Below are 13262 nucleotides of genomic sequence, written 5' to 3'. Positions count from 1 at the left end.
CCTTAACCGCTTACGCGATAGACTTCTATGACATGCTGAATATTTTCAAGCTTTTTAATCAACCGTTGCAATTCTTCAATGTGGTGAATACGGACGGTAGTACGAATTACGAGCATTCCCTCTTTGTTTTCTCTGGCAGATAGATTTTGAATATCGAGACGGGCATCATGAATCCGATTGGCTATATCAGCGAGTACATTGCTCTTGCTGTCTGCTCGTACTTCAAGTTCCGCACTATAGGTTTCCTGTTCATCTATATCCCAACGAACGGGGATAAGCCGTTCTTCATTCATATTATTTTTTAGATTAATGCAATCGGATCGATGAACGCTTACGCCGCGTCCCATGGTAATAAAACCGACGATTTCATCTCCGGGAACCGGTGTACAGCACTTGGCAATACGTACTTTTACATTGTCTATCCCCCTGACGATAACACCGCCTGTACTGCGATGATCCGGCCGTGACGACGTCGTAAATTCATCCGTATCGAATGATGCAGGATGGGAAAGCTGCATCTCTTCTTTATAATGTTCCGTAAGTTTCGCCGTGACTTGGCGCACGCTCATGCTGCCATAGCCTATTTGAGCGTATAGATCGTCGAGGTTATCAAATTTTAGTCGTTCTCTGACATCCTCCATCCAGTCTTCGCGAATAACTTCATTCGGTTTTAAGCCTATGCGTTTAATTTCCTGCTCGATCATCACCTGACCTTTGGCAATATTCTTATCGCGATCTTTCACTTTAAAATACTGTCTGATTTTTGTCCGAGCTTGGGGACTGGCGACGATGGAAAGCCAATCCAGAGAAGGCTCCGAATTTTTATTGGTAATGACTTCGACGATTTCTCCGTTTTTAAGTTTATGACTCAAAGGCACAATGCGACCATTAATTTTGGCGCCGACACAGGTATTCCCTACTGCCGTGTGCACGCGGTAGGCAAAGTCGATCGGCGTTGAATTATCCGGCAAATTGATAACGTCGCCGTTAGGTGTAAATACAAAAACTTCGTCGGCGAAAAAGTCCACCTTCAGAGTTTCCATAAACTCGTTGGGATCTTTTAAGTCTTTTTGCCATTCCAATAATTGGCGCAACCAGGTGAGATTTTCATCAAAGGACGTCGATTTCTTCGCGCCTTCTTTATATTTCCAGTGTGCTGCAATCCCATATTCCGCCGTCTTATGCATTTCCCAAGTCCGAATTTGAACTTCAAAAGTTTCTCCATTGTCGTCGATAACCGTCGTATGAAGGGACTGGTATTTGTTAGGCTTCGGCATGGAAATATAATCTTTAAAACGTCCGGGAATCGGCTTATACATCGTATGGACGACGCCCAATGCACCGTAACAATCTTTTACATCGTCTACGAGGATGCGGATAGCCTGAAGATCGTAAATTTCTTCAAAGGTCTTGCCTTTTTTCATCATCTTTTTATAGATGCTGTAAAAATTCTTAGGCCGACCCGTAATATCCGCCGCTATACCCGTGCGCTTTAATTGATTGGAAATGTCACGTATCAAATGATCGATAAGTTCTTCCCGCTCACTGCGTCTTTTGTTGATCATGTCCACGAGCTTGTAATAGTTCTCCGGATCGAGGTAGCGTAGAGATAAATCCTCCAGCTCGCTCTTTACACGGCTCATACCGAGGCGATCTGCCAAAGGCGCATAGATTTCAATGGTTTCCAGAGCTTTATCGTGTTTTTTGGCAGGCGTCATATATTCCAATGTTCGCATATTATGAAGGCGGTCAGCAAACTTAACGATAATGACCCGAATGTCTTTCGCCATGGCGAGAACCATTTTCCGAATATTTTCGGCTTGCTTCTCCTGCTTCGTTTGATAGGAAAGCATCTTTAATTTCGTGACGCCGTCTACCAAATCGGCGACTTCTCCTCCGAATTTATTTTTAACTTCGTCGTATGTAACGCCGGTATCTTCAATGGTATCGTGTAAAAGACCTGCGATAATCGTCGAAACATCCATGTTCATTTCCGCTAAAATATAAGCCACATAAAAGGGGTGAATAATGTAATCTTCTCCTGAATTACGTTTTTGCCCTTTGTGGTGTATTTCTGCGAACGTAAAAGCTTCGCGAAGGATGTCGATATCCGCTTCGGGATTATAAGATAGAACCTTGTCAATTAATTTTTGAATCATTTAATCACCATGTTTAGATAGTCGCAGTTCTTCAATTTGCAATTGAAGCGTGTTTTTATCTCTATACGTATCAATTGTCGGCACATAGGCTATATCGACGAGCAAGCTGCCGTCGGACCGTCTCGCAGTTTGAGTAAATGCAATAAACTCGTCGCCATCTTTAAATAAGATACCGTCGTAATCTCTTCCCTTGTAATGAAGGGTTAACTTGATCACGTTTTTATTTTTGCCGAAAATTTTAAAATCACGGATGTAAATTCCCGTGGCACCGAAAAGCGGTTTAGGATTGCCGTTTCCATAGGGTTGAAAGCGTTCCAACCTCGACACCGTTTCAAAGCTGACTTTGTCGATAGAAACAATAGCATCGAGGCGAATGCGCGGAATTAGATCCCGCTCATTCAAGCCACATTTTTCTAGCGCGTCCAGTTTAAACGGAACAAAGCGATCGCGATTTAAGCTTAAGCCGCACGCCATGGCGTGACCGCCGAAACTCGTCAAATATTCCTCGCTCTTTCGTATATTTTCAACCATATTATAGGCTTCGATGCTGCGTCCGCTGCCTTTTAAGCCGTTTTCGCCTCTCGTAATCACGATGCAGGGGCGATTATATTTCGACTTCAGCTTCCCGGCAATGATTCCGGCAATACTTTCATCGATCGTTTCATCTTTTAGAATGTAGAGAAGCTGTTCTCTCTCTTTCGGGCTTTGAAGTTGTGCTTCCAAGCGCTTTGTTCCTTCGATCGTAAGAGCTTGACGCTTGGCATTTAAATCTCTAAGATAAATCGCCGTTTTTTGCGCGAATGATTCGTCGTCGGTTAAAAACAACTCCACGGCATCCTTCGCCGTCTCCAGCCTTCCGGCCGCATTGATTGTAGGTCCTATAATAAAACCGATATGATATCCTGCAACATCGCCTCGAATACTGGCTGCTTCTCGAAGCGCATTAAAACCGATATGATCGGTTCGATTCAAACGTTCAAGACCGGCGATGGTTAGATTGCGGTTTTCGCCCTTTAGAATCATGACATCGCATATGGTGGCTATGGCGGCAAAACCTATTAAATCGAGATCTAATTCCTCTATTTTTCCGGAAATGGTATATAAATAGTTTATAAAATAATATGACAAAGCGCCACCGCATAATTCTTTGAATGGGTAGCGACATTGTTCTTGATGAGGGTTAATAATGGCATCGGCTTCAGGGAGGATTTCTTCGCCATCTTTTTTAACAACCTGATGGTGGTCGATGACGATGACTTTAATGCCAAGCTCTTTACAGCGTCGAATGGCATCAAATTGTGCAATTCCATTATCGCAAGTAATGATGAGCTCAACGCCGTCTTTTGCCGCCTCATCCGCCATTTCCACCTGCATGCCGTAACCGTCTTTTCTGCGATGAGGAATATCGTAATCCACATCGTAACCAAGGCCTTTTAGTCCCTTTAAAAGAATGGTCGTACTCATGGTTCCGTCACAATCATAATCGCCGACAATACGCACTTTGCCTTTAACCGACTGGAGAATATTACCCGCTTTTACCATATCTTTCATGGTAATAGGAGATGCAATATGCTCCATCGAAGGATGAATGTATTCCTCGATGGCATTTTTCGTATCCAATCCGCGATTTAATAAAACCCTATATTCCCATTCCGTCAGTCCTAATGCGCGGAAATCGATGGTTTCTTGTGGTTGATTGTTTTTGACGGACCAGTATTTCATACAACTTCACTAGACTCCTTGGCATAAACTGTAAGGGCACATTCTAAGCGTTTTCGTTCCATTTGACAGCCTACATCAAATGGCTCATAGATCGTGCCGTTATTGTGATAAGCATTGGCGTGACAGCCTCCGCTACAGAAATATTTTGCCCAACATTCCGTACAGGCATCCTTATGGAAGACGTCGGCTTCGTGGAATTGTTTTTGTAATTCCTTATTGACGATGCCGTCATTTACATTTCCCAATAAGAAATCTTCTTCGCCTACAAATTGATGGCAGGGATAAATTTCTCCCGTCGGGGTTACGGCTACATATTCGCTTCCCGCGCCGCATCCAATACTTTTTTTGTAAGCACAGGGACCTCCCGAAAGATCGATCATGTAGTGGAAAAAGAGAAAATCAGGATCGTCTTTTCGGATGCGAAGGTACTCTTCACTTAGCTTTTCATATTCCTGTAGAATTTGGTCCAAGTGCTCTTTGCGAATGGCATATTCTTCGTTTGGATCCGTAACCACAGGCTCCATGCTCGTCTTTTGAAAGCCAAGATCGTGATAAAGCATCACATCTTTTGAGAAATCGAGATTATGATTGGTAAAGGTGCCGCGAATGTAGTAATCCTTATCCCCTCTTCCGGCGATAAGCTTTTGGAATTTCGGAACGATTGTGTCGAAACTTCCCTTTCCGTTAACCGTGGGGCGCATAGGATCGTTGATTTCTTTTCTGCCGTCCAGAGACAGTACCACATTGGCCATTTCTCTGTTTAGGTATTCGATGTTCTCGTCATTTAATAAGACGCCGTTGGTGGTCATGGTAAAGCGAAAATGTTTGTTATATTCCTTTTCCCTTTCCCTGCCGTAATCCACTAATTGTTTGACCACGTCGAAGTTCATCATGGGCTCGCCGCCGAAAAAGTCTACTTCCAAATTATAGCGATTACCGCTGTTTTCAAGTAAGAAATCCAATGCCTTTTTACCGGTTTCCAAGTCCATCATCATGCGATCTCCGTGGAAATCCCCTTGAGATGCAAAACAATAAGCACATCTCAAATTGCAGTCGTGGGAAACGTGAAGGCACATGGCCTTAATATGGCAATTCGGATTGAATCCGCTTAAATCTACCGGTTCATCTTTAGAATAGAGCAAACCCTCTTCCATTAAATAATAAAGCTCGTCGTATCCTTCAGCTAATGCTTTTTGATCGTAGCGATCTTTATATTTATCGATAATTTCTTCTTTGGATAAATCTAAAAGATCCGCTGCCATATCAAAAATCATTTCATCTACGACGTGTACCGATCCCGATGCCACGTCCAGTAAAACAAATTGACCATTTCCCTTAAAACGATGAATGTTACGCACAAATTTCCCTTTCTAAAATAAAAAGGTGTGGGAGCCCCACAACCTTTTTATCGTTCCTTATTTTCGCACTTTTGATTGCCTACTGTACAAGATGTTTTGCAGGCGGATTGACAAGATGTTTGGCACTCGCCGCAACCGGCTTTTTCAAGATTTTTACGTAGCGAACGTTTCGTAAGTGTCTTTATGTATTTCATACAAACTCCTATTCTGTTTCTTTAGCTTCTTTGGTTTCTTCCGTATTCTTGCGGTGTCCCGGTTTTATAACCGATTTAATTCCCCATTTGGCAATTTCAAGTCGCGTCTTCATGCCGGTGCTTTCGATAATCACCACATCAGACTTTACCTGAACAATTTTACCGATAATGCCTCCAATCGTTTGGATGACATCATCTACCGCAAGTTTTTCCATCATTTCAAGCGTTTCTTTTTCTCTTTTCTTATTCGGGCGAATAATTCCAAAGTAAAAGATTGCGATCATGAGGACGACGGAAATCAACGTAGGGATCATCGAATTTCCAGTTCCGAATTCCATACAAACCTCCTATCCGTTTATATTATTATAACCATATTTAGCGTAAAAGTCATCTTTAAAGGACAAAAAGCTGTCATTTTCGATGGCGGTACGAATATTTTCCATTAACTTTAGCAAGAAATAAAGATTATGGTAACTTGCCAGTCTGAGCCCTAAGATTTCATTCGCTTTAAATAAATGGCGAATATAAGCGCGGGAGTAGTTTCTACATACATAGCAATCACATTCCGGATCCAGGGGAAGGAAATCTTCGGCATATCGTGCATTTTTTATGACCAATTTCCCATGTGCGGTAAAGACCGTACCCTTTCTCGCATTTCGCGTCGGCAAGACGCAATCCGCCATATCGATGCCACGTTCCACCGCTTCAAAAAGATAATCCGGTGTCCCGACGCCCATTAAATAACGGGGCTTGTCTTTAGGCATAAAATCGGTGGTATAGTCTAAAACATCGCACATTAATTCAATAGGTTCTCCAACGGAAAGACCGCCTACAGCGTATCCGGGAAAATCTAAGGATACGAGCTCTTCAGCACTTTTTTTTCTTAGGTCTTTGTACATTCCACCCTGAACGATGCCGAAAAGATTCTGTCCTTCTTTATTATTGTGATAAATCTTGCAACGTTCTGCCCAACGGGTCGTGCGATCGCTGGAATGGGCAATGTACTCCCTCGTCGCAGGATAGGGTGCACATTCGTCAAAGGCCATCATAATGTCCGACCCTAGAATATGTTGAATTTCCATGCTCTTCTCAGGGGATAAAAATTGTTTGGAGCCGTCGATATGGCTCCTGAACATAACTCCTTCTTCCGTAATTTTTCGGCGATGAGAAAGACTAAAAACTTGAAATCCTCCACTATCGGTGAGAATGGGCTTATCCCAATTCATAAACTTATGGAGTCCCCCCGCTTTTGCGATAATGTCCGTTCCGGGGCGCAAAAATAAATGGTAGGTATTGGACAAAATAATTTGAGCGTTCATAGATTCTAAATCTTCAGGCGTCATAGTTTTCACTGTAGCCTGTGTACCCACCGGCATAAAAATCGGCGTTTGGATTGTGCCGTGTGCTGTTTCCAATACACCTCTGCGCGCCTTTGTATTAGACGATTCATGGGTTACGGTAAATTTCATTCTTTCCTCGATTCTATAAACATGGCGTCTCCAAAGCTGAAGAAACGGTATTTTTCTTCCACTGCATGTCGATAGGCATTTAAAATAACATCCCTTCCTGCAAAAGCGGAAACGAGCATAATAAGCGTCGATTCCGGCAAATGGAAGTTGGTAATAATTGCGTCGACGATTTTAAACTGATAGCCGGGATAAATGAAAATATCCGTCTCTTTAGCAATCGGTTTAATTTCACCCATAGCTGCCATGGCACTTTCAAGAGTGCGTATGGACGTGGTACCTACGGCAATAACCCGTCCCCCTCTAGCTTTTGCCTTATTGATTTTTCGAGCCGCTTCCTCGTCGATGCGATAATACTCGCTGTGCATATGGTGATCTTCAATGGTATCGGTCTTTACCGGTCTGAAAGTACCGAGACCTACATGGAGGGTGATTTCGGCGATTTCGGTTCCCTGTTCGCGAATCTTTTGAAGCAAATCTTGTGTAAAGTGAAGACCTGCCGTAGGCGCTGCGGCAGATCCTTCATACTTTGCATAAACCGTTTGATAGCGATTTTTATCCTCTAATTTTTCATGAATATAGGGGGGCAATGGCATTTCGCCAAGTTTTTCTAAAATTTCAAGAAAAACTCCATTGTAATGAAATTGAATCAAACGAAGACCGTCTTCCGAAATATCTACAACTTTACCGGACAGTCCGTGAGGAAATTCGATGATCGTATCCTGTTTCATTTTTCTTCCAGGGCGTACCATGCACTGCCAAAGATCTTTGTCCAGTTCCTTAACGAGCAATACCTCTATGTGCTCATCCTTTCCCGGACGAGAACCGAAAATGCGCGCAGGCAATACTTTCGTATTGTTTATAACCAACACATCTTCCGGCTTAATAAAGTTTACGATGTCTCTAAAGTGAAGATCTTCGAAGCTCCCGTCGCTTTTTAAATGCAATAAACGGGATTCGTCGCGTTTTTCCGCCGGATGCTGTGCGATTAATTCTTCCGGTAAATCGTAGTAAAAATCATTTGTCTTCATAATGTCCTTTCTCTACTGAATATGGGTTCCCGGATAGTAATAGGCGAGAATTTCGCGGTAACCCATGCCCTTCTTCGCCATATTAATGGCGCCGTATTGGCTCAGACCTACACCATGGCCATAGCCTCTGCCGTAGAATGTGGTATCGCCAGAAATATCCATAAGGGAATCTCCCGGTTGTTTTTGCGTATCCACAGATTGAATGCCATTGGCAGTCAGTACATTTTGTCCCGCAACGGCTACAAGGCCTTCCGATGTGATGGCGTGTTGTTGTGTAATGGGCGTCATGCCGTTTGCCGTAATCGCAGTACCTGTCGTCTCTTGCATCGGCGTTTCAAGAGCACTCATTTGGAAATCCGTACTCTTAAATCTTACAGATCCCATGCGCATACGGAATTGATTGCCCGTCATTTCCTTTATGCCGCGGGAACCTTCCACTGCAAGACGCTTAATGCGACCGCTGCTGCTTCTGTCGATGACGCGAATGGCGCGCACATCCCCGACTTCAGAGAATATACGATTAAGTTCGGATTTTTTATAAGTGGCTTTCCACTGACTGTTGTGGGTTTTAACGGAATGAGGATCAGCCATAGATTTTAAATAGGGAACGCCATTTCCGCCCCAAACATCTTCAATTGATTCGGTCATGCCGCCGCTGGTGGCGTGGAAGATCGTATTGGCTACTTCATTTCCGTAATAGAGTACTTGGCCTCTCGTTTCGTCAACGGCGAGGTTAGTATTTTTAGTTTCCACACTCATGCCGGCATAAGCTTGAGAGGCGGAAGTGTCGTCGAGATTGTAGCCCTGTTTTTCAAATTTATTCCAATTGGCATAGGCGAAGGATCTGGAAATTACCGCCTGCACTTTAAGGGCCTCCATTGTAGTGGAAGCGCCGATTTCTTTCGGTATAATCCCCTTAACATAATCTTCGACATCTACAATATTGACGGTGGCTAAGCTGCTGCCCATAGGAATAAAGCGAATGGATCCGCGATAGTTTTTCCCCTGCACACTTAAGTAACCGATAGGAGATGAAAAATCATCACTGCCTACTACATTTCCTGCCGATAAAGTGGCGCTGTTTCCGAGAAATTGACCGTTTTTATAAATTCCGCTTGGGGATGAAAGGGTAACTGAACTGCGATTGGGACCAATTTTTACGTGAATGGGCTCGCCTGCCGCCTGAACATGTATTACATGACCAAATGCCAATAGACAAACTGCCATTAGTAAACCTAAAACTTTTCTCATTGCTCATCCTTTCTGAAGGGAATGCCTAAATGATCGTAAGCGTTGCGAGTAGCCACTCGACCCCTCGGTGTTCGTTGAATAAAGTTGATTTGAAGCAAGTAAGGTTCATACACATCTTCGATGGTGATTCTCTCCTCCCCGATGGAGGCGGCGATCGTATCGATCCCAACAGGTCGTCCGTCGTAATCCAATATCATGGTTTTTAAAATTCGCCGATCCAACTCGTCGAGACCGAAGGCGTCTACGTCCAAAAGTTTCAAACCTTCCCCTGCCACTTCTTCATCGATCAAGCCATCTTTACACACTTCGGCAAAGTCGCGGATTCGCTTTAAGAGTCGATTGGCGATACGCGGCGTTCCCCGACTGCGTCGTGCAATTTCCATGGCGCCTGAAGTACTTAAAGGGATATTTAAAATTTGAGACGATCTTAGTAAAATGCGCTGTAAACTTTCTTCGTCGTAAAGCTTGAGATTCAATAAGACGCCGAAACGATCGCGAAGGGGCGATGCCAATTGCCCTGATCGCGTCGTGGCACCGATAAGGGTAAAGTGATTTAAATCGAGACGCAGCGATCGAGCGGAAGGACCCTTCCCGACAATAATATCCAAAGCGTAATCTTCCATGGCGGGGTACAATACTTCTTCCACCGTTCGTGGAATTCTATGAATCTCATCGATAAACAACACATCGTGTTCTTCTAAATTCGTGAGAATACTTGCAAGATCTCCCGGCCGCTCAATAGCAGGTCCCGACGTAACGCGAATATTGACGCCCATTTCATTGGCGATAATATTGGCGAGCGTCGTTTTACCGAGGCCCGGAGGACCACTCAAAAGCGTATGGTCAAGAGCCTCACCCCGTCGTTTCGCAGCTTCGATGAATATTTCCAATTTTTCTCTTGCCGCATCCTGCCCGATATACTCGGAAAGAAAACTTGGACGCAAAGCCGTTTCTACTCGATCTTCTTCCGGTAAAATTGTGCGCGAGACTAAACGTTCCTCTTCCATGCTCCCCCCTTATCGATTAATCGAAAGCTTTTTAAGCGCTGATTTTAAAATTTCTTCCACCTCGTCGCCTTCGGCTTCAGAAACAGCGGATTTTGCTTCGTTGGCGGAATAACCAAGACTCATTAAAGCGTCGTATGCCTCATCTTGAGCACTGGTCGTCGCTAAAGGCGCTGCCGCTTCAAGCTCTCCGCTTACTTCGAATCCGTCGACCTTATCTTTTAATTCAAGTAAAATGCGTTCCGCCGTCTTTTTGCCGATGCCCGGCGCCTTCATTAAGCTCCTTACATCTTCGTTGCGAATAAAGCTGATAATGGATTCAGATTCGTAGCCACTTAAAATACCGATAGCTACTTTCGGACCTACTCCCGATACGGTAATCAGAAGGTGGAAAAGTTCCCGATCTTTTTCATTATTAAAACCGTAGAGCATAAAACCATCATCTCGTACTTGCAAATGTGTATAGAGCAAAACATCCTCACCTAAAGGAACTCGGCTGATACCGATAATCGGCAGATAAACGGCATAACCCAATCCCCCTGCTTGCACCACAATATGGTCTGATCTTTTATCTACCACTTTTCCGATTATACGATCGATCATTCTCCACCTACTTTATTTTGAACTTCTCTTTGCTTTTCATGGAATGGCTGTGGACGATGGCAATGGCCAATCCGTCGGCTGCATCGTCGGGCTTGGGAATTTCGGGAAGATGTAAATACATCTTTACCATTTCCTGAACTTGCCGCTTTTCCGCACGACCGTAGCCTGTAATGGCCTGTTTTACTTGCAAAGGTGTATATTCATATACTTCCAATCCTTCACGCATACAGGCTAAAATCTCCACGCCTCGCGCCTGGGCAACCGAAATAGCGGTCGTAATATTTTTATTGAAGAAGAGCTCCTCCATGGCCACTTCATCGGGCTTGGATTCGCGAATCAAATGCGTAAGCTCTTCATATAATTGATACAGTCGTTTCGAATACTCTGTGGTACTCGCAGTTTCGATTGTGCCGTATTCTACAGCCCTTAATCGATTTCCTTCTACATCAACTATTCCGTAGCCCATAGTCGCTAGGCCCGGATCGATTCCCAATACTCTCATAAAACTCCTTAAAAAAAAGGCTCTTGCGAGCCCTTTACTTACGGATGATAACGTCTTAAGACCAGATCATTAATTCCGCACCAATACGCGGAACAATAGATTCGCAATCCGTCACGGTATATAAATTTCTTAAGCTTACGGTTCAAACCGGCAAGCTCTTGCTGGCTCAAGGTGTAATTCGATTCCCTATAAGGGTTTTTCGGCGATTGAAAATTCACCTGCAGTTGGCGATCTACATAGTGGTTTAGGGTGTAGACTTTACGTTTCAAGATATATCTCGAAAAACGAGCCGCCTGCTCCCTAACGAGATCTTCGCCGTAGCCGTGAACATGGCTAGCAATACAGCGTTTGTAAAATGCTTCGACGGCGTCGCATCGAATGTCGTATTGATATAAAATTCTACGTTCAAACATAGAGCCTATATCAAATTCTTCCAATGCTAGAACTTCTAATTCATTGGCTTTCGCTACTTCGTTTAATCCCTGTCTGTAGCCTGCTAAATACATTGCCAGTTCAAAGCGATTGACATCATCGTAAATAGCATCGGTTAAACTGCCGGCAAAAAGAGAGCGATTGTCTTTTCTCCTTAAAAAATAAAGGATATCTCTCTTTAAATTTTTCATCGATACATAGGATGGAAAAATATTGTGAATTTTTTCTTCCAAATCATATAAGTTGAGGAGAATTTGCATGGCCGAGCTGTCACAATGGTATAAAAACCGATGCATCAGCTTCGATTTTACATCGACAAAATCTACAATTTTATTTTGTGCTTGTAAACTGTTTTGCGACATGCTTCTCCTCCTTATCGTCTAACATTTTACCATAAAGACGATAAGACTTCACCAGAATTTATAATATGACTTCTCCTCGTAATGTAGCATCCATAATAAAAGATTCGGGCCAAACGGAAGCCTGTACTTCGGCAATGGATTTCTTTTCTAAAAAGAACATGCAAATTCTGGATTGTCCGATACCGCCACCGATAGTATAGGGTAAATCCCCTGCCATTAAATTTTTATGGTAATCAAGTTCCATGCGATCCGTCATACCGGAAATTTCCAATTGATGCTTTAAGCTTTCTTCATCGACGCGAATACCCATAGAAGATAATTCGAGGGCGGAATCGGTGACCGGGTTGTAAAACAAAATGTCGCCGTTTAGTTTCCAGTCGTCGTAATCCGGGCTTCTACCGTCATGAGGTGCGCCACTTTCAAGATCGCCGCCGATACCTTGTAAAAAGACTGCCTTCTTTTCGCGGCAAATAGCATCCTCCCTTTCCTTCGGCGTAAGGTCGGGATACATATCCTCTAATTCCTGAGTCGTCATAAAATAAATGGAGTTCGGTAACTTTTTGGATAGAATATAAGGGTATACGCTGTTAATATACGTTTCCGTTCTTAAGAAGACGGAATAAATTTCAGAAACGACGAAGTGAAGATAGTCGCTCGTGCGATCTTCTTTTCGGATTACTTTCTCCCAATCCCATTGATCGACGTAAATAGAATGCGTTGCATCGACGACTTCATCGGGGCGAATAGCATTCATATCTGCATAGATGCCCTCATAGAAATCGAAATCATATACTTTTAATGCATTGCGTTTCCACTTAGCCAATGATTGCACAATTTCCACATCGATATCGTATTTTCTAAGTTTAAAACCTACCGCCTTTTCGACACCGCTTAGATTGTCGTTGAGCCCGGTTTCGGGACGCACAAACAAAGGCGCCGAGACTCTGGTTAAGTTTAAGGTATTGGCCAGGTCCCTTTCAAAATAATCTTTTAAACTTTTAATTGCGATTTGTGTCTCTTTAATCGTAAATTTCGTTGCTTCCGAATTGTTTCTCATAATTTCTCCTTAAAAAAAAAAAGCGAATTTTCATCACTTGGACGAAAAATTCGCTATGCCACCACTTCAAGTACTACATACTCTATTATAATGTAACGGGTAAAACCGTCTGTCCTTTTGA

The 13262-nt window shown here is 43.3% G+C and carries 13 protein-coding genes; all 13 read right to left on the bottom strand.

Annotated elements, in window-relative coordinates; all coding sequences use genetic code 11:
• Positions 1 to 2: 2 nt before the first annotated feature.
• Genes HMPREF1863_RS07050 through asnA form a run of 13 tightly spaced genes read right to left on the bottom strand, consistent with a single transcriptional unit; the run spans position 3 to position 13141 of the window.
• Positions 3 to 2159, bottom strand: coding sequence for a RelA/SpoT family protein (locus HMPREF1863_RS07050; RefSeq protein WP_068369156.1), 2157 nt, complete (start codon positions 2157 to 2159; stop codon positions 3 to 5).
• Positions 2160 to 3881: a single-stranded-DNA-specific exonuclease RecJ gene (gene recJ / locus HMPREF1863_RS07045; RefSeq protein WP_068369153.1), complete on the bottom strand. Its 1722-nt coding sequence runs from the start codon at positions 3879 to 3881 to the stop codon at positions 2160 to 2162. It abuts the gene before it with no gap.
• On the bottom strand, positions 3878 to 5239 hold the full coding sequence (gene scfB, locus HMPREF1863_RS07040; RefSeq protein WP_068369150.1) for a thioether cross-link-forming SCIFF peptide maturase: 1362 nt from the start codon (positions 5237 to 5239) through the stop codon (positions 3878 to 3880). Before scfB ends, recJ begins: the two co-directional genes overlap by 4 nt.
• Before the next feature lie 47 nt (positions 5240 to 5286).
• A complete protein-coding gene (scfA, locus tag HMPREF1863_RS08995; RefSeq protein ID WP_083508566.1) occupies positions 5287 to 5433 on the bottom strand; it encodes a six-cysteine ranthipeptide SCIFF in 147 nt (48 codons plus the stop codon).
• 8 nt (positions 5434 to 5441) lie between these two features.
• Positions 5442 to 5771, bottom strand: coding sequence for a preprotein translocase subunit YajC (gene yajC / locus HMPREF1863_RS07035; RefSeq protein ID WP_068369147.1), 330 nt, complete (start codon positions 5769 to 5771; stop codon positions 5442 to 5444).
• 9 nt (positions 5772 to 5780) lie between these two features.
• The gene (gene tgt, locus HMPREF1863_RS07030; protein ID WP_068369144.1) at positions 5781 to 6902 is read right to left on the bottom strand and encodes a tRNA guanosine(34) transglycosylase Tgt; all 1122 of its coding nucleotides are present in this window, start codon (positions 6900 to 6902) and stop codon (positions 5781 to 5783) included.
• Entirely contained in the window at positions 6899 to 7930 is a 1032-nt protein-coding gene (gene queA / locus HMPREF1863_RS07025; protein ID WP_068369141.1) for a tRNA preQ1(34) S-adenosylmethionine ribosyltransferase-isomerase QueA, read from the bottom strand. The genes tgt and queA overlap by 4 nt, the downstream gene beginning before the upstream one ends.
• Positions 7931 to 7942: 12 nt before the next feature.
• Positions 7943 to 9181: a SpoIID/LytB domain-containing protein gene (locus tag HMPREF1863_RS07020; protein WP_068369138.1), complete on the bottom strand. Its 1239-nt coding sequence runs from the start codon at positions 9179 to 9181 to the stop codon at positions 7943 to 7945.
• The gene (gene ruvB / locus HMPREF1863_RS07015; protein WP_068369135.1) at positions 9178 to 10188 is read right to left on the bottom strand and encodes a Holliday junction branch migration DNA helicase RuvB; all 1011 of its coding nucleotides are present in this window, start codon (positions 10186 to 10188) and stop codon (positions 9178 to 9180) included. Before ruvB ends, HMPREF1863_RS07020 begins: the two co-directional genes overlap by 4 nt.
• A 9-nt stretch (positions 10189 to 10197) precedes the next feature.
• Complete coding sequence (ruvA, locus tag HMPREF1863_RS07010; RefSeq protein ID WP_068369132.1) at positions 10198 to 10788, bottom strand: Holliday junction branch migration protein RuvA; 591 nt, start codon at positions 10786 to 10788, stop codon at positions 10198 to 10200.
• A gap of 7 nt (positions 10789 to 10795) precedes the next feature.
• A complete protein-coding gene (ruvC, locus tag HMPREF1863_RS07005; protein WP_068369128.1) occupies positions 10796 to 11290 on the bottom strand; it encodes a crossover junction endodeoxyribonuclease RuvC in 495 nt (164 codons plus the stop codon).
• Between the two features lie 38 nt (positions 11291 to 11328).
• On the bottom strand, positions 11329 to 12084 hold the full coding sequence (locus HMPREF1863_RS07000; protein ID WP_068369125.1) for a hypothetical protein: 756 nt from the start codon (positions 12082 to 12084) through the stop codon (positions 11329 to 11331).
• A 58-nt stretch (positions 12085 to 12142) separates the two neighbouring features.
• Positions 12143 to 13141: an aspartate--ammonia ligase gene (gene asnA / locus HMPREF1863_RS06995; RefSeq protein WP_068369122.1), complete on the bottom strand. Its 999-nt coding sequence runs from the start codon at positions 13139 to 13141 to the stop codon at positions 12143 to 12145.
• Between the last annotated feature and the right edge of the window lie 121 nt (positions 13142 to 13262).

The sequence above is a fragment of the Aedoeadaptatus coxii genome (assembly GCF_001553115.1).
Classification (GTDB): Bacteria; Bacillota; Clostridia; order Tissierellales; family Peptoniphilaceae; genus Aedoeadaptatus; species Aedoeadaptatus coxii.
The sequence above is the reverse complement of the archived record's forward strand: the minus strand, read 5'-3'. Positions and strand labels throughout refer to the sequence as shown.

Excerpts from the sequence above, each read along its gene's own strand:
- ruvA (WP_068369132.1), bottom strand. The coding sequence starts at position 10,788 with ATGATCGATCGTATAATCGGAAAAGTGGTAGATAAAAGATCAGACCAT.
- asnA (WP_068369122.1), bottom strand. The coding sequence starts at position 13,141 with ATGAGAAACAATTCGGAAGCAACGAAATTTACGATTAAAGAGACACAA.
- recJ (WP_068369153.1), bottom strand. The coding sequence starts at position 3,881 with ATGAAATACTGGTCCGTCAAAAACAATCAACCACAAGAAACCATCGAT.
- scfA (WP_083508566.1), bottom strand. The coding sequence starts at position 5,433 with ATGAAATACATAAAGACACTTACGAAACGTTCGCTACGTAAAAATCTT.
- HMPREF1863_RS07000 (WP_068369125.1), bottom strand. The coding sequence starts at position 12,084 with ATGTCGCAAAACAGTTTACAAGCACAAAATAAAATTGTAGATTTTGTC.
- HMPREF1863_RS07050 (WP_068369156.1), bottom strand. The coding sequence starts at position 2,159 with ATGATTCAAAAATTAATTGACAAGGTTCTATCTTATAATCCCGAAGCG.
- ruvB (WP_068369135.1), bottom strand. The coding sequence starts at position 10,188 with ATGGAAGAGGAACGTTTAGTCTCGCGCACAATTTTACCGGAAGAAGAT.
- ruvC (WP_068369128.1), bottom strand. The coding sequence starts at position 11,290 with ATGAGAGTATTGGGAATCGATCCGGGCCTAGCGACTATGGGCTACGGA.
- HMPREF1863_RS07020 (WP_068369138.1), bottom strand. The coding sequence starts at position 9,181 with ATGAGAAAAGTTTTAGGTTTACTAATGGCAGTTTGTCTATTGGCATTT.
- yajC (WP_068369147.1), bottom strand. The coding sequence starts at position 5,771 with ATGGAATTCGGAACTGGAAATTCGATGATCCCTACGTTGATTTCCGTC.
- queA (WP_068369141.1), bottom strand. The coding sequence starts at position 7,930 with ATGAAGACAAATGATTTTTACTACGATTTACCGGAAGAATTAATCGCA.
- tgt (WP_068369144.1), bottom strand. The coding sequence starts at position 6,902 with ATGAAATTTACCGTAACCCATGAATCGTCTAATACAAAGGCGCGCAGA.